The sequence below is a fragment of the Burkholderia sp. LS-044 genome (assembly GCF_004803625.1).
GTDB lineage: Bacteria > Pseudomonadota > Gammaproteobacteria > Burkholderiales > Burkholderiaceae > Burkholderia > Burkholderia cepacia.
The window spans coordinates 274,010-290,612 of the sequence record NZ_SSWO01000008.1; the positions used below are offsets into that span (position 1 = coordinate 274,010).

General features: G+C 64.4%; 24 protein-coding genes. 6 read left to right on the top strand and 18 right to left on the bottom strand.

Annotated features, from left to right (window positions below):
* Window positions 1-14 precede the first annotated feature (14 nt).
* Complete coding sequence (locus tag E9536_RS22270) at window positions 15-554, bottom strand: GNAT family N-acetyltransferase (protein WP_060317581.1); 540 nt, start codon at window positions 552-554, stop codon at window positions 15-17.
* A 371-nt stretch (window positions 555-925) separates the two neighbouring features.
* Between E9536_RS22270 and E9536_RS22275 the strand changes: the two genes are divergently transcribed.
* Entirely contained in the window at window positions 926-1,927 is a 1,002-nt protein-coding gene (locus E9536_RS22275; RefSeq protein ID WP_136470658.1) for an AraC family transcriptional regulator, read from the top strand.
* A gap of 274 nt (window positions 1,928-2,201) precedes the next feature.
* Here E9536_RS22275 and E9536_RS22280 read toward each other — a convergent pair whose 3' ends face one another.
* The 3 genes from E9536_RS22280 to E9536_RS22290 form a co-directional block, all read right to left on the bottom strand.
* Window positions 2,202-2,744 (bottom strand): carboxymuconolactone decarboxylase family protein, encoded by a 543-nt coding sequence (locus tag E9536_RS22280; RefSeq protein ID WP_136470659.1) that lies wholly within the window; start codon window positions 2,742-2,744, stop codon window positions 2,202-2,204.
* Between the two features lie 139 nt (window positions 2,745-2,883).
* Window positions 2,884-3,105 carry a hypothetical protein gene (locus tag E9536_RS22285; RefSeq protein ID WP_021158205.1) on the bottom strand — a complete coding sequence of 74 codons (222 nt, stop codon included), beginning with the start codon at window positions 3,103-3,105 and terminating at the stop codon, window positions 2,884-2,886.
* A gap of 63 nt (window positions 3,106-3,168) precedes the next feature.
* Window positions 3,169-3,432, bottom strand: coding sequence for an HPr family phosphocarrier protein (locus tag E9536_RS22290; protein WP_059693440.1), 264 nt, complete (start codon window positions 3,430-3,432; stop codon window positions 3,169-3,171).
* A gap of 357 nt (window positions 3,433-3,789) precedes the next feature.
* Here E9536_RS22290 and E9536_RS22295 point away from each other — a divergent pair, with 357 nt between their 5' ends.
* Together E9536_RS22295 and E9536_RS22300 are read left to right on the top strand one after the other, a co-directional pair.
* Window positions 3,790-4,134, top strand: coding sequence for a zinc ribbon domain-containing protein YjdM (locus tag E9536_RS22295; protein ID WP_021158207.1), 345 nt, complete (start codon window positions 3,790-3,792; stop codon window positions 4,132-4,134).
* A 40-nt stretch (window positions 4,135-4,174) separates the two neighbouring features.
* The gene (locus E9536_RS22300) at window positions 4,175-5,011 is read left to right on the top strand and encodes a spermidine synthase (protein WP_136470660.1); all 837 of its coding nucleotides are present in this window, start codon (window positions 4,175-4,177) and stop codon (window positions 5,009-5,011) included.
* Window positions 5,012-5,055: 44 nt separating this feature from the next.
* On the opposite strand, the gene E9536_RS22305 is transcribed toward E9536_RS22300, so the two are convergent.
* Window positions 5,056-5,241: a ribbon-helix-helix protein, CopG family gene (locus E9536_RS22305; protein WP_021158209.1), complete on the bottom strand. Its 186-nt coding sequence runs from the start codon at window positions 5,239-5,241 to the stop codon at window positions 5,056-5,058.
* A 96-nt stretch (window positions 5,242-5,337) separates the two neighbouring features.
* Window positions 5,338-6,096, bottom strand: coding sequence for a YoaK family protein (locus E9536_RS22310; RefSeq protein WP_027792573.1), 759 nt, complete (start codon window positions 6,094-6,096; stop codon window positions 5,338-5,340).
* A gap of 251 nt (window positions 6,097-6,347) precedes the next feature.
* Here E9536_RS22310 and E9536_RS22315 point away from each other — a divergent pair, with 251 nt between their 5' ends.
* On the top strand, window positions 6,348-6,698 hold the full coding sequence (locus E9536_RS22315; protein ID WP_027792574.1) for a hypothetical protein: 351 nt from the start codon (window positions 6,348-6,350) through the stop codon (window positions 6,696-6,698).
* Window positions 6,695-6,907: a twin transmembrane helix small protein gene (locus tag E9536_RS22320; RefSeq protein WP_006489184.1), complete on the top strand. Its 213-nt coding sequence runs from the start codon at window positions 6,695-6,697 to the stop codon at window positions 6,905-6,907. The genes E9536_RS22315 and E9536_RS22320 overlap by 4 nt, the downstream gene beginning before the upstream one ends.
* A gap of 178 nt (window positions 6,908-7,085) precedes the next feature.
* On the opposite strand, the gene E9536_RS22325 is transcribed toward E9536_RS22320, so the two are convergent.
* The 6 genes from E9536_RS22325 to E9536_RS22350 all read right to left on the bottom strand — a co-directional run bounded on the left by E9536_RS22325 (window position 7,086) and on the right by E9536_RS22350 (window position 10,475).
* Window positions 7,086-7,403, bottom strand: coding sequence for a hypothetical protein (locus E9536_RS22325; RefSeq protein WP_027792575.1), 318 nt, complete (start codon window positions 7,401-7,403; stop codon window positions 7,086-7,088).
* Window positions 7,404-7,476: 73 nt separating this feature from the next.
* Entirely contained in the window at window positions 7,477-7,713 is a 237-nt protein-coding gene (locus E9536_RS22330; RefSeq protein WP_027792576.1) for a hypothetical protein, read from the bottom strand.
* Window positions 7,714-7,974: 261 nt separating this feature from the next.
* Window positions 7,975-8,187: a 30S ribosomal protein S21 gene (gene rpsU / locus E9536_RS22335; protein ID WP_021158214.1), complete on the bottom strand. Its 213-nt coding sequence runs from the start codon at window positions 8,185-8,187 to the stop codon at window positions 7,975-7,977.
* Between the two features lie 33 nt (window positions 8,188-8,220).
* On the bottom strand, window positions 8,221-8,430 hold the full coding sequence (locus E9536_RS42670) for a hypothetical protein (RefSeq protein ID WP_136470661.1): 210 nt from the start codon (window positions 8,428-8,430) through the stop codon (window positions 8,221-8,223).
* A gap of 47 nt (window positions 8,431-8,477) precedes the next feature.
* On the bottom strand, window positions 8,478-8,762 hold the full coding sequence (locus tag E9536_RS22345; protein ID WP_027792578.1) for a hypothetical protein: 285 nt from the start codon (window positions 8,760-8,762) through the stop codon (window positions 8,478-8,480).
* Window positions 8,763-9,554: 792 nt separating this feature from the next.
* Entirely contained in the window at window positions 9,555-10,475 is a 921-nt protein-coding gene (locus tag E9536_RS22350; protein WP_136470662.1) for an AraC family transcriptional regulator, read from the bottom strand.
* A gap of 139 nt (window positions 10,476-10,614) precedes the next feature.
* Here E9536_RS22350 and E9536_RS22355 point away from each other — a divergent pair, with 139 nt between their 5' ends.
* Window positions 10,615-11,580: an SDR family NAD(P)-dependent oxidoreductase gene (locus tag E9536_RS22355; RefSeq protein ID WP_136470663.1), complete on the top strand. Its 966-nt coding sequence runs from the start codon at window positions 10,615-10,617 to the stop codon at window positions 11,578-11,580.
* A gap of 562 nt (window positions 11,581-12,142) precedes the next feature.
* Here E9536_RS22355 and E9536_RS22360 read toward each other — a convergent pair.
* From E9536_RS22360 to E9536_RS22385, 6 genes are all read right to left on the bottom strand, one after another.
* The gene (locus E9536_RS22360) at window positions 12,143-12,547 is read right to left on the bottom strand and encodes a cupin domain-containing protein (RefSeq protein WP_060194527.1); all 405 of its coding nucleotides are present in this window, start codon (window positions 12,545-12,547) and stop codon (window positions 12,143-12,145) included.
* A gap of 4 nt (window positions 12,548-12,551) precedes the next feature.
* Window positions 12,552-13,031, bottom strand: coding sequence for a carboxymuconolactone decarboxylase family protein (locus E9536_RS22365; RefSeq protein WP_059693446.1), 480 nt, complete (start codon window positions 13,029-13,031; stop codon window positions 12,552-12,554).
* 155 nt (window positions 13,032-13,186) lie between these two features.
* Window positions 13,187-13,687 carry an Ohr family peroxiredoxin gene (locus E9536_RS22370; RefSeq protein WP_136470664.1) on the bottom strand — a complete coding sequence of 167 codons (501 nt, stop codon included), beginning with the start codon at window positions 13,685-13,687 and terminating at the stop codon, window positions 13,187-13,189.
* Between the two features lie 295 nt (window positions 13,688-13,982).
* Window positions 13,983-14,450, bottom strand: a complete 468-nt coding sequence (locus tag E9536_RS22375; RefSeq protein WP_211097483.1) for an MEKHLA domain-containing protein — start codon at window positions 14,448-14,450, stop codon at window positions 13,983-13,985.
* 78 nt (window positions 14,451-14,528) lie between these two features.
* Window positions 14,529-15,332 (bottom strand): lipid II flippase Amj family protein, encoded by an 804-nt coding sequence (locus E9536_RS22380; protein WP_136470665.1) that lies wholly within the window; start codon window positions 15,330-15,332, stop codon window positions 14,529-14,531.
* Between the two features lie 222 nt (window positions 15,333-15,554).
* Window positions 15,555-16,559 carry a DedA family protein/thiosulfate sulfurtransferase GlpE gene (locus E9536_RS22385; protein WP_136470732.1) on the bottom strand — a complete coding sequence of 335 codons (1,005 nt, stop codon included), beginning with the start codon at window positions 16,557-16,559 and terminating at the stop codon, window positions 15,555-15,557.
* Window positions 16,560-16,603 lie beyond the last annotated feature (44 nt).

Below are 16,603 nucleotides of genomic sequence, written 5' to 3' on the forward strand. Positions count from 1 at the left end.
CGAACCACGCTCGCCTATCGGCGCTTGCGCGAAAACAGCAACGAATCGGCGTCGTTGAAGCGGATACGCTGCGGCTCGCCATAACCCGCCTTCTCCGCGACGCGAATCGACGCCACGTTGGTCGGCGCGATCACGCATACGCTGCGCTCGAACCGTTGCTGCCCGTCGAGCCATGCAAGCGCCGCCGCGAGCGCCTCGGTCGCGTAGCCCTTGCCGTGCGCCCACGTCGCGAGAGCCCAGCCGGCTTCCGGCACACCGCGAATCGACGGCTCGATGAGCCGGTGGAAATCGGCGAAGCCGAGGTCGCCGACATAACGGCCCGACGTCTTCTCTCGAATCGCCCAGTAGCCATAGCCCAGCAGCGGCCACAGCCCGCGATACGCGAGCATACGCATCCACGAGTCGCGCGGCGCGGACGGCTCGCCGTTGAAGATGTGCTCGACGACCTTGGGCTCGGCCCACATCGTGGCGAGCGCATCGAAGTCGCCGAGCGGATGGCCTTCGAGGATGAGGCGCGGCGTGTCGAGAACGGGCGGGGAAGAGACAGGCGGCATCGTGGTTTCCGAGAAAGAAGGGGGCGCATGGGACGGCCGGGCCGTCGGCACGTCGACGCCGCGCTGGTCGGGGCCCGTTCACGCGCTCGCCGGCAGGTCGGGCGGCGGTGTGGGTCGGTGAGCGGCGGCGTGCGATCGGCGGTACGCGAGCGCGGCACGCTGCGAGCGGGCATGTCCATTTCGGCAAGACAGGGCGCGGGAATGATAGCAAAACCCTTGTCGCGGCGGGCGTCGCGTCCGGCGGCCGCGAGTGACGCCGGTGCATCGACGGCGTCGAACCGGAAACGTGCGCGATTGCAGCGGCTGGCCGCGCGATAATCGAACTTTCATGCGGCGCACGCCGCACTTCCGATGTGCGTTCACCCCTCGACATGACACTCGAATCCGACTGGCTGAGCCGCTTCATGGCACTCGTCACGGTTACCGGGAAGCTCGAAATCCGCTGCGCGTTCGGCGCGCCGTGGGCGGTCACGTATGAACGATCGCCTGCGTGCGAGATCCCGTATCACGTGGTGCTGCGCGGCCGCGCGATCCTCGAGAATCCCGACGACGGCTCCGTGCGCGAACTCGGCGGCGGCGATCTCGTGCTGTTGCTGCACGGTTCCCCGCATGTGCTCCACGACGGCAGCGGGTTGCCGCCGGTGCCGGCGGTCAAGCGGCCCGGCGGTCACGTCTTCATTGGCGAGAACGCGGGCACCGGCGAGCGGCTGGACATGCTGTGCGGACGTTTCGTGGTCGCGCCGCCGCACGACCGGCTGATCCGGCGCCACCTGCCGGCCGATCTCGTCGTGCGCGCGGTGGCGGACAGCCGCACGGCGGACGCGCTGGCCGCCACCGCGCGGCTGACCGCCCTCGTGGAGCTGATGCGCGCGGAATCGCTCGAGCAGCAACTCGGCGGTCTCGCGATCCTCGACGCGCTGTCGGCGGCGCTGTTCGCGCTCGCGCTGCGCGCGATCAGCGAATCGGGGCAGGCGCCGACCGGCCTGCTGGCGCTGGCCGGCCAACCACGTCTCGCGCCCGCGATCGTCGCGATGCTCGACGATCCGGCAAGGCCGTGGACGCTGCCCGAACTGGCCGCGCTGTGCAGCATGTCGCGCGCGACCTTCATGCGTCATTTCCAGTCGAAACTCGGGCACTCGGCCGCCGATCTGCTGACGGATATCCGGATGAGCCTCGCCGCGAATGCGCTGCGCCGGCCGTCGGCCAGCGCGGAGGCCGTTTCGGCCGACGTCGGTTATCAGTCGGTGGCTGCGTTTCGCCGCGTGTTCACGCGCTGGGCGGGGATGACGCCAGGTGAATGGCGGCGCCAGTCGTTCGGTGGTTCGCGCGACGCGGTGGCATCGGACGACGGCGTGGCCGGCGATGCGGAGTAAATGCGAAGGAGGCGGCGCCTGCTGCGGTTCGATGCACTCGCAGACGGATCGGCCAGATGTCGACGCACGGTTCGATGCCGGGCCCGTCGCTACGGTTGTCCGGCTCGACGAACCACTCGGCGACAGCGCGGCACTTCGGTTTTTTCGATCCCCCAAGCAGCGCCGTGGCCGTCATCCAGACGGCACGCCCGCCGCGGCAATGGAGCCGGCGACGGGCGCGATCGGAACGGCAGCGGCACCGCATGCCGTCCCGATGCTCTTGCAGCCGCGCGACTTACTTCACGGGCGGGAAATCGACGACCGTGTCGTTGATGCGGTTGAACGTGTTGGTGAAGATCGTCAGCGCGATCGCGAGCGAGATTTCCGCGAGTTGCGTGTCCGTGTAGCCGGCATCGCGGATCGCCGCGAATTCGTCGTCGGTGATCGTGCCGCTCGTCCGTTGCAGGTTCAGCACGAAACGGATCAGTGCGTCGCGCTTCGCGTCGCCGGTGTTCGGCTCGCGCGAACGGATCGCGCGCAGTGCGTCGGCCGACAGGCCGGTCATCTTGCCGAGCAGGTTGTGCGCGGCGACGCAGTAGTCACACCCGGTATCGGCGCTGACGAGCAGCTTGATCGTTTCGAGATCCTGCCTGGTCAGCGTGCCGCCGGCGAGCACACCTTCGGCGTCGAGCACGGCCGCGAGCGCGTTCGGCGCGAGATGGCCGACGGCGGCGAACAGGTTGGGGACAGTGCCGCCGGCGACCTTGCGGACTTGTGCGTACACGTCGGCGGTTGCGCCGGTGGCGGTTTCGATGGCGGGGATGGCGATGCGGCTCATGACTGGCTCCTTGATCGGAAAGTTGACGCCCGTTCGTTCGGGGTGACTCCACTTTAGAAGCGCAGGGTGATCCTCATAAGGCGCAAAATCGCCATTGTGATGCTCAAAAGGATCAAGTCGATCCGCCGCCGCCGGCGGTCTACTTCCGGCTTTTCAGGAAGGTCCGCCCTTCGGCCGTGATCGACGCGCCGGAGCGGCCGTGCGCGGAATGGCTGACGAAGCCCGCGCTGACGAGTTCCCGCGCGATCGACCAGCCGAGCGCGGGCGCATCGCGCCCGTAGCGGACGTCGGCGAGGCGCTCGAGCGCCCAGATGGCGGAGGCCGACAGGTTCGGGGTGTTGGACGTGAAGTTGTCGCTCATCGCTTCCTCGTGAAAAGGGGATTCGGGGTGGGCGGGATGCCGTGACGCCGGGTGGTGCGCAAATCAGCGCGCTTGCAGCACGGGCAGCAGCGCCTGCAGCGCCGCCTCCTCGTCGGGGCCGGTGGCCAGCACTTGCGCGGACGCGCCGCCGTGCACCTGCAGCGCCGCGATGGCGGCGCTGTCCTTCGCGTTGCTGCTGATCCCGTTCGCGATCAGCAGGATGTCGCTTTCGAAGCCGCGCGCCGCGTCGACGGCTGCTTTTCGTGCGGCGCCGCCGCGGTTGCGGTTCCAGGCGGGGCCGATTTCAACGTACACGACGGTTGCCACGATGTCGGAAAGCCTCTGAACGGAGAATCGGTGTGCGGTGCCAGGCCGGCGGTGCGCCTGGCGCGCGTGAAACACGCTTTCCCGCGGAACCCGGAGCAGCCGTCGGCGAGGCCGGGGTGTGTGCATCCTGCTTGGATGTGCCGGCATTCTCGTGGAAACGGGTTGCAAATCCGGCGAACGGCGCGAAAGCGGTGATTATAATACAGCGGTCAAGATATGTGAATTGCATTATAATGCCGTGTGCGCCGACGGCGGTCCGCCGATCCGTCGGCGCGTGCCGTCAGGCCGGCCGGGCGACGCTGCCAGCGCGCCCGGCATTTTTATCGACGACCCAACTCCTCCTGAATGGAAGCTGCAATGAACGCCGCCCCTGCCTGCCCGCAATGCGCGATGGAAAACACTTACCCGGACGGCACGCTGACCGTATGCGCGGACTGCGGCCATGAATGGTCGGCCGGTGCCGGCGCCGAAACCGGTGACGAGCCGGCCGGCGACGTCGTCAAGGACGCGAACGGCAACGTGCTGTCGGATGGCGATTCGGTCGTGCTGATCAAGGACTTGCGCGTGAAGGGCTCGTCGATCACGCTGAAGATGGGTACCAAGGTCAAGAGCATCCGGCTCGTCGGCGGCGATCACGAGGTCGACTGCAAGACCGACATGGGCGGCTTCATGCTGAAGGCCTGCTACCTGAAGAAGGTCTGAGTGCACCCGCGCCAATCGACTGCTTGATCGACAGCCCACCATGGCCGAGGAACGATTTTCCTACGATGCGTTCGTCAGGTTCCTGGCGACGCCGCTGAACGACGGCCGGCCTTTCGTGCTGGAGACGCAGCACGCACTTTCGCTCCATTTCGATCATATCGGCACGCAGAGCTTCATGTCGCTCCGGGATCCGGGCCGGCTCGAACTCGGCTATACACGCGTGATGATGGGCTTTCTGCTGCTGCAGCCGGAGCCTGCGCACATCTGCATGCTCGGGCTCGGCGGCGGTTCGCTGGCGAAGTACTGCTACCGGCACCTGCCCGGTGCGGCGATCGACGCGGTCGAGATCAACCCGGACGTGATCGCGCTGCGGGACGTATTCAGGATTCCTGCTGACGACGGCCGGTTCACGGTGGTGTGCGCCGACGCCGCGGATCACCTGGAAAGGGCGGATGTCCGGACGGACGTGATCCTGCACGACGCGTTCGTCGCGGACGGCGAGCGTGGCCGGTGCACGGGTGCGGCATTCCTCGCAGCATGCCGGGCGCGCCTGAGTGATACCGGCGTACTGGCGATCAACTTCATGGACGACGATCCGGAATTGCCGCAACATCTCGAGCAACTGCGAGCGGTGTTCGGTGCGTCGTATACGCTGGTGCCGTGCGGCGACGACAACAACTACATCGCATTTGCGTGGAAGGGTGGCCAGCGGTTGCCGTCACTCCGCATCCTGCTCGAACGCGCACTTGCGTGCGCACAGGCCGGCGAGCTCAAGCTGGCGGCCACGGCGAGACGCATGAAGGCCGGGGAGTGCATCGAGCCGCAGCGGCTGGTGCAGCGTACGCAGCCTAAGGGGCGGTGGGAGATTGGCGCGTAAGTGGCGTCAAGCGGCGTCAAGCGCCGCCGCGTGCGCGGCCGCGCTTACTTCACGCGCTTGCCGAGCGCGCTCTTGGTCTTGTACGTCACGCCGTGACGGTCGAGATACTCGCGGATCAGTTGCCGCACGACTTGCGAAGGCGTGAGGTCCTGCTCTGCGCAGAGCATCTCGAATGCTTCCTTCTTCGCGGGATCGATCAGGACGGTCAGGCGGGCGGTTTTTGTTTCCATTGCGGGGCGAGGGTGGTCGGTATGTTAATCAAATTATAATCGATGAGCCTTCGGCGCTACTACCGGGCACGCGGGGAAACGCGGCCGGGTGCGCGCTCAACGCTTGCTGCGGACCAACGCGAGCAGGTCGTCGATCACCGGTACGATCGCCAGCGTGACGAGCACCGCGGCGAGCGGCACGGTCGATACGTAGCCGACATGCTTGAAGCCGATTGCGCCGGCCAGGCCGCCGATGAAGAACGACGAAAGCATCGTTGCATGAATCCGCAGCTTCGAGCGGTTGGCGACCACCGCATGCGCGTCGACGTCGATCGCCGACCGGTTCCAGTAGAACAGCTTCCCGAGTTCGATGCCGAGGTCGGTCACGATGCCGGTCATGTGTGTGGTGCGGATCTCCGCGCCCGACAGCTTCGTGATTGTCGCGTTCTGAAGCCCCATGATGAAACACAGCAGCGTCACGGTCACCGGTACGAAGAAGGTTTCCCACAGCGCGAGATGGCTGCCGAGCAGCCCGAACAGAAGCAGCAGCGCGGCCTCGACCAGCAGCGGCAGCATGAACTGGCTGTGCAGGCCGCGACGGCGGCCCCAGTTGACGAGGATCGCCGAGCAGCTGGCGCCGATCAGGAACGACCCCAGCGAGCTGATGCCGGCCAGCGCGAGCCGCACGTCGCCGAGCGCCGTCTGGTCGGCGATCGCCGATACGATGCCGCTCATGTGCGACGTGTATTGCTTGACCGCGAGGAAGCCGCCGGCATTGGCCGCGCCGGCGACGAACGCCAACGAAAACCCGAGCTGACGGTTTGCGTTCGCGCTGCGGTGTTTTCCCGTCAGGTTTCGAAAGTACTGCGCTGGCATGGTGGCTTCGCTCAATCGCCGCGGATCGCGGGCACGGACATGAAAACCGGCGCCGGGCGGCAGGGCGGGAACGCCGCATGCGTGCGGGCGCCGGGTCTCTTGAATCATGTGATGAACATGATAATGTCATTATCATACTCTGTCAGCCGTATGGGGCTGACAGTACAATGTCGTGCTGCGCGGACCGGCCGCGGCTTCGCTGCCGCATTGCCGTGCCGCCCGCATTCGCGATCACTTCTGCCCACCGTTTCATGACCCCGATCAAGTTCATCCTTCGCTACACTGCGATCCCGTTCACGGCCATCGTGGCCGTGGTGATCTGGACAGTCATACCATCGTCGAAAGAGATCGATGCGAGACAATATGCGGCGCTGTCGCGCGCATACGCGAGTTTCCCGCTGCCGTTCCGGCGCGAGATCTCGGAAACGATGGACCACGGCCGGATCAACGACCGGCGCTACCAGGCGCTTGTGCGCGATTCGCTGGGCAACGGCGTCGCGCTGGACTGGCCGGCGTCGGGCGTCGGCGCGCTCGCCGACGAGCGGCAAAAACTGGCCGAACTGATTCAGGCCGATTCAGATCTTCAAGGGCATCACCAATGAAAACTCTGCTGGTTTCCGTGGCATTCGCGATGATCATCGCGAGCCTGATCTTCGCGCTGTATTTCATGAATCACGATCGCGGCAAGTCCAAGCGGATGGCATGGTCGCTCGCGGCACGCGTCGGGCTGTCGGTCACGCTGTTCCTGTCGCTGCTGATCGCTTACAAGCTGGGCTGGATCGAGCCGACGGGGTTGCCGATCGGCCGCTGAACGACGGGTGCCCCGTTGCAGCCGGGGCGTTCGCGGAAATTCGCGTTTTTCGAGGCGAGTGACGATGCGATTGCGTACGCGACGTGACGGGCGGAGGGATGGCCGGGTCGTTCAATCCGGCTGAAGGCAAAGAAGCGGTGGCGCAACTGCGGCTCGAGCTTCGGGCATCGTGGATGCGTTACTGCCTGGGGTGCTTCATTTCCTCGGCTTCCATCGCGGCGAGTCGTTCCTCACGTGCGGATACGGACTCCATGGCTTCGTCGATCGAGGCCAATGCATATTCGCAGGCCAGTTTCACTTCTTCGACGGTAGCCTCTGGCGTCTGGTCGTCGCTTGGCGGAGGGGAAAGCATGTCTCCGAGCATCATCGCCAACTCAGGGGTGTCCCACGCTTCGCCCTTTTGCGCCTTTTTCTTTATATAGTGCCGGATTTCCGCATCCTGCTCGGGCGAGAGTGGAAGGTGTCGAAACGTGTTGCCTGGGTTGGCGTCGATCATGATGGTGCTCCTGGGATTGCTCCCTGCAATGCGCGTGCACCCGGAAAAAGAGGGGCGAAGAAGGAGTCGGCTCCTATCTTCGGGAGCGTGAGTCCTGAATGCGTTCGAGGCGGGCCAGGAGTTCGTCCACCTGGAGTGAGAGAACCTTGTTGCGCTCGGATTGCGTGCGGAGCTTGTTGAGCTTGACTCTCCAGTACGCTGGATCGTTGACGGTCGATCTGTTGATGAACGCGTGTTGCGCTTGCTCAAGCAGCCCGATTGATCGTCTGATATGGGCCAACTCGCGTTCCGCGTCGCAGTACCAGCTCATGTTTTTCGCCTTCTGATTATGGTTTTCATTTTGACTTGCTGCACGGCGAGCGCACGTGCGCTCGCTCGAAAGGCGATGCTGGAGTCAATTTCGGGCAGCACCACGGCTGCGCGGCGTGACGGGCGTACTGATCATCCTTCTTGCGGCTGCGGAGGCGGCCGGCCGGCTTGCAGCCTGCGTCGTCCGGCCACCTTAATTCATGCCGGGGGCCGGGATGGCGACGCAAGCGGGCTCCCGGCCGGAACGGCGTGCACGATGTTCCTAGAACATTTTGCGGGGCGGCATCAGGCGCTTCGTCCGCAAGCGCTGCCTGGCAACGGCGCTGGCCTTTTTCCGCTTGCGCTCCGTCGTGGGCTTTTCGTAGCTGGTGCGACTGCGCAACTCCCGAATCAACCCGGTCTTCTCGATACTGCGCCGGAATCGTCGCAGCGCGACATCGATTGGTTCGTTGATCTTCAGTGTGATGGTTGTCATGTAACTCCTGGTTGAAAACGGTCGACGGGAAAACTAGCCGAGTCGTGTCATGACGGTGCTTGCGATCTCGTCAGATTCGAATTCCGAATACCCGGCTCCGATTGAAAATGCGCGCACAGCCGCGAACATCTGCAGCTCCTGTTGATGACATAGCGCGGAATGGGTTATTCCAGCGGGCAGGACAGCGTCGCTCCGAGTGACCTTGCACCCTCTGATCAGGTCAAGAAGTTCGTCGACGATCATTTCGTCCTCCAAATTGCTGGAAAGTTACTTTGCCATCGTGAGTCGCGTCAGACGGCGCTCGAAAAGAAGCCCTGCTTTTCGCGATTTTCGTCGATGACGCTTTCGGCATAGCGCAATGACGCACGACGTGCGTCACCGGCGGTATCGAACGGACTGTCGTCGAGAAGCCTGAAAGTCTGGCTCTGCGTCAGCGTATCGGTGGTGCCGCGAAGACAAATCTTGACCGCTGCGTCGAAGCCGGCATCGTAGTTATGCGGGTTGCCATCCAACGCAGGCACGTGTGGGTAAATCAGTGGATAGATCTCGAATCCACGGTAAATATGCATGCTCATCATGAACTCCCGGCGATCGATTGCGGCGACTCGCAAGGACGAGCGTATGCAGCCAGCATCGCCTGATGCATGGCGCGGCGGGTCGGTGTGAAAGGGACAAACGTTGCGAGCGAGGCGGTACGCGACGCAACACGGTGGCGAGTGGAGGGCGAGCGGGCAAACAGCAAACGGGCGCTCGAATGAAACCATCATACGCGCATCGTCGATCGGGTGTCCATCTTATTTCGACCGCGCCAAGGCAACTGCCTCGACAACCGGCCGACGCCGACCATTCATGCCTTATACGGAAAACGACACCTCTCCCGATTCCGCGACATGGGGCAGGGGGGATGCACCTGACGTTGCTTGCCGAAATTGTGACAGCCGTCGAATCGACAGGGGGCCAGCGTCTGGACGTCAGTGCGAAGGCGGCGTCAGTCGCCAGCCGATGCACGCCATTCCGTGATGCGCGCGGTAAGCCGTTGCGATCATTCGATTGGCGTTCCACGAAACGGGATTCGGCACGAAGCGCGCATGCACTCGCAGCCGGGCGTAGACAGAAAGGACGTTGTCACCGGCGAGGCTGCGCAAAGGCTCATGCCAACCTTCGACAGGGCCGTCACGACGGGGACGCTCGTGGTCGCGTGTTGCCCGGATCGCAAGTTTGATCTATCTATAGTGGTGTTGTGATAAGAAAACTTATCCCGATGATTTTGATCGGAATGAATCCCATCGGAGGATGGCAGCATCGATGGCGTGACTGAAACGGGTTCTGGGGCGCCAACAGAGGCGGTAGCGTGCCGGGCGATGACGCTAGCCGCCCGTCCCGCCCGTGATGTCATGTCGATAGGCACGAGGAGAGCAACCCACGATGCGCTTGAACGCATGTCCGAACGCGCTATCCGAGTCGTAGCCGAGCATTTGCGCGATTGCCGATATCGATGCGTTCGAGCGCCGCAGTTCCCGCATCGCGAGCTGCACGCGCCAGCGCAGTACGTACTCGAGCGGCCCGAATCCCAGCCGCCGCTTGAAGTGCAGCGCGAACGTCGACCGCGATACGTGGCAGCAGGTCGCGAGTTCGTCGACCGTCCAGCGTCGCGCGGGCTGCGCATGAATGGCGACAAGTGCCGTGCTCACCCGGGAGTCCGCGAACCCGGCAAGCCATCCGACATCGCTGTTCGCGCCGTCGTCCACGTAGCGGCGCAGGATCTCGACCAGCATCATGTGGCCGAGATGCCGAACCATCAGCGACGCCCCCGGCGATGGTTTGCCGAATTCATGTGCGAGCCGCTGCAGCGCCCAGCGTAACACCGCCGCCTGCTCGGAGTCGCCGCTCACGATCACCACGGGCGGCAGGCTGCCAAGCAGCAGCGGCATGCCTTCCTCGTACGAGAAGCGACCGCCGATCAGAAAGCAGTTCGCCGGTTCGCCATAGTGCGCGATGCCGTGTTCGACGTTCCGGTACACGTCGGCAGCAGGGACCGGCGTAACCGATGGATCGCTCGCCAGCGAAAATGCCCGCGGCGATGCGAGCAGGAAGCAGTCTCCCGTGCGCAGCCGGATCGGCGCCCCGGCGCCGTCGACGGTCAGCCAGCAACTTCCCTCGACAACCGCATTGAACTTGATTCCCTCGGGCGGGGGAATGGCAACCGCCCACTGGCCGCCTGCTCTCAGGCCGGTGAAATACGAGTCGCGCGTTTCCAGCAGCGACAGCACTTCCGACAGGGGATCCACGTTCAAGCTCCGGACGATCTCGACGAAAACTCGGATTCTATTGCATTCACAGTCCGGGGGCGCCGCCGGAAAATGGCCTCGTGCAGTGACGCGACCGACAGGCGGGCGCGTGCTTCACGCATCGTTCCAGGAGCCTTCGATGACGAGCAGGCAACACCCCCTTCATTCCGGATTCGGCGCAGCATCGACGGCAAGCGACGTACTGGCCGATCTCGACCTTCGTGGCAAGACCGCCATCGTCACGGGCGGCCATTCGGGCCTCGGCCTGGAAACGACGCGCGCACTGGTGCAAGCCGGTGCGACCGTCGTCGTCGGCGCGCGGGGCGTCGATGCCGCGCGCGAAGCAACGCGCGGCATCGACGGTGTGGAGATTGCGACACTCGACCTCGCCGATCTCGCGAGCGTGGCCACGTTCGTGGCGCGGTTCGTCGATGGGCGGCGCAACGTGGACATCGTCATCAACAGCGCGGGCATCATGGCGTGCCCGGAGACACGCGTCGGCGATGGCCGGGAAGCGCAGATGGCCGTCAATCATCTTGGCCATTACGCGCTCGTCAACGGGCTGTGGCCCGTGCTCGCGCATGGCGGCGGCGCCCGCGTGGTCGCGGTGTCGTCGCTCGGGCACCGGCTGTCGCCGATTCGTTGGGATGACGTCCAGTTCGCACACGGCTACGACAAATGGCTCGCGTATGCGCAGTCGAAGACCGCCAACGCGCTGTTCGCGGTGCAGCTCGACGCGCTGGGCGCCCCGTTCGGCGTCCGCGCCTATTCGCTGCACCCGGGCAAGATCGCGACGCCGCTGCAGCGTCATCTGACACGTGAAGAGATGATGGCGCAGGGCTGGGTGGACGAGCACGGTGTGCCGGTCGATCCGACTTTCAAGACGCCGGCCCAGGGTGCCGCAACCCAGGTATGGGCGGCAACGTCGCCGCGCCTTGCGGCGATCGGCGGTGTCTATTGCGAGGATTGCGACGTCGCGGTCGTCACGCAGGGAAACGAGGAATTCGGCGTGCGGCCGCATGCGATCGATCCGGATGAGGCGGCGCGTCTGTGGGCGTGGTCCGCAAAGCTGACCGGAATCGATGCCTTTGCGGCGAGCCGCTGACGCCCGAGCGCGTATGAAGGAGGGCACCGGCACCGGCGGAGACAGGGCATGCGGCCGGCGCGAGATCCGCGCGCGGCCACTTGGTCACGCGTCGCGCGAAGCGCGCGGCTCATCTCCGCGATCGGTATTGCGGAAAGCGAGTCGGGGTTCGAGGCAAGTGCATCGAAGGTTGATGCGAGTTGGCTGATCGCGAAGCTTGAGAGGGCGATTGATTCCAATCAAGAGGGGGCAGTTCACGGCGGCTGATTGCCGCCGAGAACACTGTGCATATATCAGGGGTGGTAAGCAAGATCAGGCCGGTGGTCGCATCCGCCGTGTCAACTGGGTCAGGTTCCGACGCCACCGCGGTGTGCCGGCGCCCGATCGGGCGATCGCCCGTCGCGTATCCGTTCAAGTCGCCCGATCGCCTCAGCGTGGCCTCGAACACGAATCAATCCGCTGCTGTCTGCCGATCCGAAGTGGATCGAGTCGTCGCCGTACACGAATCACATGGGTTCGACGCACTGTCGCGATTGAAACCGGAGAAGCGGCCCGGCATTGCCGGGCCGCGACGACGATTACCTTACTTCACGGGGGTGAGGACCGGCGCGCCTTTGTTCTTGATCAGGAACACGACGAATTTTGCCGGCTTCGTGCTGCTGGCATTCCGCCCGACCGTGTGGACGTCATCCGGGCCTTCGTGGAACGTGTCGCCGGCATGGAGCGTGACCTCCTTGCCGCCGTTCAGGCCCATCACGATGCTGCCGTCGAGCACGTAGACGAACGCGTGTGCGTCGTGACGATGAACGGGGTCGACGCTGCCGGGCGGATAGTCCACGACGATCATCTGGACTTCCTTGCCCGGATACTCGGGCAACGGCTCCGTGGTCAGCGGCGTGACCTTCGCTTGCGGTGCGGCGACGGCCGGCTGAACGGCCATCAGCAGCGACGATACCAGCGGCGCGAGTACGAGCATGATGCGTTTCATGTCGTCACTCCAGGTTGGCCTTGTCGAGCCCGAACATCTTGTCGAACGATCCCGGCACGATGCGGAATGCGACATTCAGCCGGTTCCAGCTATTGATGGCACCCACGAGGACGGTGAGATCCGACAATTCCTGCTCGGAATAGTGTTCCCGTACGCGTGCGTAGAGATCGTCCGGCACGCCATGCGCAGGGAGGCGGGTCAGTACCTCGGTCCATTCCAGCGCGGCGCGCTCTCGGGGTGAAAACAGCGTCGATTCGAGCCAGATCGCGACGTGATGCAGGCGCAATTCACGCTCGCCATGAATCTTTGCCATCTTGATGTGCATGTCGACGCAGAATGCGCAGCCGTTGAGCTGCGATGCCCGGATCTCGACGAGCTCGCGGACCGGCGCCTCGATCGTCGTCTTCTGAAACAAGCCGTCCAGCTCGATGAGCTTCCTGACCAGTTCCGGCGATTGCTGAAAGTAGTTGATACGTTGCGTCATGATCTGTTCTCCTGATCGGTTGAAGCGGTGCCGTGGGCGCGTCGGATGGCGATTCGCCGCAGCACCTGCCCGGCAACCATCGTAATCGTGCGTCCCGGGAGCTAGTAGTGCCGGCAAGGTGCGCACTCTGTTGCCGCTTCCGAACCAATCGCCCATCATGCCGACACGGCGATGAAGCCGCATATGCCTTGTCGTGCCATCTTCGTATAAGGACAGAGACGTTCGGTGTCGCGTACGAGACCTTCCGCGACGGGCAACTCGACACCCGGCATGCGGACGGTGACGTTGGCAACCAGCGCATATCCGCCATCTACCGGATCGCGGCCGAACGAGACTTCGACGGTGACGGTCGTTTCCCGGATATCGACCCGCGCGCGTTGCGCCAGCAGGCTCAGCGCGCCGTGAAAGCACGCGGCGTAACCGGCGGCAAAAAGCTGCTCGGGATTGGTGCCGCCGCCCGGGCCGCCCAGTTCGGCGGGCAAGCGCAGATCGAGGACGAGACTGCCGTCGTCGGATTTCGCGACGCCCGATGCACGGCCGTGCCTGGACGTGCCGCCAGAGACCGTGACCGTGGTCGTGTAGAGCGGGGAGAATTCCTTCCCGCGATATTTGTCGAGCAGTGTCAGCGGCGGAGGTTGCAACCTCTCGTTCTCCATATGCCTCCCGGTTGCCGGTATGGCCAACGCGAGCGGCTCTCGAACCTTGGGTATCGAGGCGATGCGTTGTTCTTCGAAGCGAATCAGCGCAACGGCGCAGCGCTTGCCTGCCAGTCAATCCCCACGAGCGCCATCCCGTCGATGGACCACACGTACTTGCATGCTAGGCAAAGACGAGCCGACGCACCAGATCGACTCGGGATGCATGGTGTTGCCCGGTCCGCACCAATGCAGTCGATGGAAGAGTGGGGCGTGCAGGGCGGCCAAACCCTGGTCCAGACACCGGGTCGTCCGATCAGATGTCACGCGTGCGCGGGATGACAACCGCCTGGCCGTGCAGTGTGCCGTCGGCGTCGAGCAGTTGCCACAGCGTGGCTTCCTCGATCATGAAGCGCTGGCCTGACTTGGTGACCCGCACGCCCTTGTAGCCCGCCTCGTAGCCGAGCCGCTGTACGCGTGCGAGGAATTGCTGCCGCTCCTCACGATTCGGGGCTTCTGCTGAAAGCCGGGACGGCAGTCGGGTGATTTCATCCCAGCTGTACCCGAACCGGCGCTGCGCGGCCTTGTTGCCGTAAATGAAGACCGGGTCGGGATCGGTGTTGTGCGCGAGTACCGCGAACGGCGCACGCTCATAGAGCCATTCGGTAGCTTCGTCCACGTGCATGGCCTGATGCACCAGGGGGCGGCCAAGCAGCCGGGCGTAGCTGTCGGCAAGGAGCTGATAGAACGCTGGATCGCGGTGGAGTGGGATCATCTGGGACATCTCGACGGAGATCGTGGGACCCGTCTGCGCGACTGTGAGGGTGCTTACGATACAGCATCTGCAGACGACTATTCCTGGTTAAATGATTTCCGCGACACGGACAATGACCAACGCCGCCGGAACGAGCGCCGCCTGAGCGCACAGCGTGCCGAGAACTCGCGCACCGGCGAGCGTCGTGATGGCCCGCCGGAAGCTGTTTTCCGATATCCGGCCTTCGATGACATCGTCGGTCATGACAGAAACCTGCGGGTCGATGACGACGGCCAGCACCACGGTCGCGAAGCCGTTGATGACGGACGACAGGTTCGCGCATGTCACCCTCAGGTCGGGTTTCAGGTAACCCGCATACAGCGACGCGAACACACCGACCGTCCAGATCGCCATGGCTGCCACGTTCAGCACGATGACTTTCCAGGACACGCCGGTGCTCGCGGTCAGTTGCGTGACGTTGTGGCGGGAAGGCAGTCGTGCGCCCACGCGAAGATAGTTGACGCCGGCGGGACTGCAGGCGTCGACCAGCAGCCGCGGAATCGAGCGGTTCACCTGGAAATGTTCGACGGCGCGGCTGAAATAACGCTGGAAAGTCGGGATCAGGAAGGCGCCGGCAATGCTCGCCACGGTGGCGCTCAGCAGGAAGAGCCGAAAATCGGTGAGCAGCCCGCTGCCCATCCGATGCGCGATATCCATTTCGACTCGTTTCGCGATGAACGGCCCCTGAAAGGAGTTGGCCGTCCGGGAAACCAGCGCGATGATCCCGAACAAGGAAAACGACAGGGCGATCCGGCGCGTTCGAACGCCGGCGATCCGCACCGCATAGGCCAGTGTCGCGATCACATGGATGACGAATGTGAGCCCGCAAATGATCCAAAGCTGACTGTCCATGCTGTGACGGCGCGTTTAACGGAGGCATGAGTGTACCCGAGCAAAGTACCGGCCCGGTTGTCGCGAGGCGCGCAGTCGCGGGAGCGCAAGGCCCGGCTCGTCGAGGATCGGGGTGGGAGGACGCGCGAAGCCGGGGCAGCAAGAGTCGTGATGCCGATTCGGTCGTCCGCCGCACGAGCCGGGCGATACGCGCTGCTTCGGCGCATGAAGGCGCCATGGCAGTCATTGCGTGAAAAGCTGCTGCCCGGCGGCGCCGATTGCCGTGTCGTTCATCGCGATCATCGGTTCCACGTCGAAGCCCGCGACACGCCATGCCTCGATGCCGCCGGTGAGCGGCAATGCGAGCTTGACGCCGGACAGCCGCAGCTGCCTGGCCACCGACGCAGCAGACGCTTCGTGCGGACACGCGCAATAGATGACCAGCGTCCGGTTCGTTCCAAAGCGCTCCATGATCTGGCGGGGCTGGCGTTCATCGGCGATCAGCGCGCCCGGAATGACAAACGGATCGCGCGTTCTCCACTCGGCGGAACGGATATCGATCACGGCCGGCCGCGGCTTGTTCGCGAGCAGCGCATGCAATTCGCCCGCGCTGATCCGCGCCTTCCCGAGCGCATTTGCCATCATCTGCCTGCGGCAGTAGCCATACAGAAAGTACAGCACCGGGGCGATGCCGATCACGACGAGCGCTTGCCAGCCGAGCCGGGCGACAGTCGCGAAGATCGCATCGATCTGCGAGGCGAACAGCGTGCCGATGGCGAGGCCGATCGATGCCCACAGTGCAATGCCGGCGCAATCGTGCAGGACGAAGGCGCGCACCCGGACGGCCATCGCACCGCAGAGCGGAACGGCAACGAGCGAAAGGCCGGGTACGAACCGCGCAACGACGAGCACGCGAACGCCCCAGCGCCCGAAAAAGCGCTCGGTCGTCGTGACGCACGCTTCGCGCGACGGCGACAGGCCGCAGACGGTGTGAAGCGTGCGCTTGCCATACCGTTTGCCTCCCTGGAACCAGACCAGATCGCCGAGCAGGCCGCCGACCACGGCGGCACCCAGTATCGTCAGGAAATGCAGCAGCGTCGACGACCCGACATGCGTGACGAGCGCGGTGCCCGCACCTACCGTGATCAACGTCGGTATGGCAGGCAACGGGAGGCCGAGCGAAGACCCGAGCACGTTCAGGAATACGACCCATGTGCCGTACCGCGCGATCAATTCATGCGACATCATGATGCTCTCCTTGAGGCTGCCGCGTAGCCGGTCCGGTCCCGAAG

What these genes read in the sequence shown, in the direction of transcription:
- E9536_RS22270 (WP_060317581.1), bottom strand. Translation starts at nt 554, where the DNA reads ATGCCGCCTGTCTCTTCCCCGCCCGTTCTCGACACGCCGCGCCTCATC.
- E9536_RS22275 (WP_136470658.1), top strand. Translation starts at nt 926, where the DNA reads ATGACACTCGAATCCGACTGGCTGAGCCGCTTCATGGCACTCGTCACG.
- E9536_RS22280 (WP_136470659.1), bottom strand. Translation starts at nt 2,744, where the DNA reads ATGAGCCGCATCGCCATCCCCGCCATCGAAACCGCCACCGGCGCAACC.
- E9536_RS22285 (WP_021158205.1), bottom strand. Translation starts at nt 3,105, where the DNA reads ATGAGCGACAACTTCACGTCCAACACCCCGAACCTGTCGGCCTCCGCC.
- E9536_RS22295 (WP_021158207.1), top strand. Translation starts at nt 3,790, where the DNA reads ATGAACGCCGCCCCTGCCTGCCCGCAATGCGCGATGGAAAACACTTAC.
- E9536_RS22300 (WP_136470660.1), top strand. Translation starts at nt 4,175, where the DNA reads ATGGCCGAGGAACGATTTTCCTACGATGCGTTCGTCAGGTTCCTGGCG.
- E9536_RS22305 (WP_021158209.1), bottom strand. Translation starts at nt 5,241, where the DNA reads ATGGAAACAAAAACCGCCCGCCTGACCGTCCTGATCGATCCCGCGAAG.
- E9536_RS22310 (WP_027792573.1), bottom strand. Translation starts at nt 6,096, where the DNA reads ATGCCAGCGCAGTACTTTCGAAACCTGACGGGAAAACACCGCAGCGCG.
- E9536_RS22315 (WP_027792574.1), top strand. Translation starts at nt 6,348, where the DNA reads ATGACCCCGATCAAGTTCATCCTTCGCTACACTGCGATCCCGTTCACG.
- E9536_RS22320 (WP_006489184.1), top strand. Translation starts at nt 6,695, where the DNA reads ATGAAAACTCTGCTGGTTTCCGTGGCATTCGCGATGATCATCGCGAGC.
- E9536_RS22325 (WP_027792575.1), bottom strand. Translation starts at nt 7,403, where the DNA reads ATGATCGACGCCAACCCAGGCAACACGTTTCGACACCTTCCACTCTCG.
- E9536_RS22330 (WP_027792576.1), bottom strand. Translation starts at nt 7,713, where the DNA reads ATGAGCTGGTACTGCGACGCGGAACGCGAGTTGGCCCATATCAGACGA.
- rpsU (WP_021158214.1), bottom strand. Translation starts at nt 8,187, where the DNA reads ATGACAACCATCACACTGAAGATCAACGAACCAATCGATGTCGCGCTG.
- E9536_RS42670 (WP_136470661.1), bottom strand. Translation starts at nt 8,430, where the DNA reads ATGATCGTCGACGAACTTCTTGACCTGATCAGAGGGTGCAAGGTCACT.
- E9536_RS22345 (WP_027792578.1), bottom strand. Translation starts at nt 8,762, where the DNA reads ATGAGCATGCATATTTACCGTGGATTCGAGATCTATCCACTGATTTAC.
- E9536_RS22355 (WP_136470663.1), top strand. Translation starts at nt 10,615, where the DNA reads ATGACGAGCAGGCAACACCCCCTTCATTCCGGATTCGGCGCAGCATCG.
- E9536_RS22360 (WP_060194527.1), bottom strand. Translation starts at nt 12,547, where the DNA reads ATGAAACGCATCATGCTCGTACTCGCGCCGCTGGTATCGTCGCTGCTG.
- E9536_RS22365 (WP_059693446.1), bottom strand. Translation starts at nt 13,031, where the DNA reads ATGACGCAACGTATCAACTACTTTCAGCAATCGCCGGAACTGGTCAGG.
- E9536_RS22370 (WP_136470664.1), bottom strand. Translation starts at nt 13,687, where the DNA reads ATGGAGAACGAGAGGTTGCAACCTCCGCCGCTGACACTGCTCGACAAA.
- E9536_RS22375 (WP_211097483.1), bottom strand. Translation starts at nt 14,450, where the DNA reads ATGTCCCAGATGATCCCACTCCACCGCGATCCAGCGTTCTATCAGCTC.
- E9536_RS22380 (WP_136470665.1), bottom strand. Translation starts at nt 15,332, where the DNA reads ATGGACAGTCAGCTTTGGATCATTTGCGGGCTCACATTCGTCATCCAT.
- E9536_RS22385 (WP_136470732.1), bottom strand. Translation starts at nt 16,559, where the DNA reads ATGATGTCGCATGAATTGATCGCGCGGTACGGCACATGGGTCGTATTC.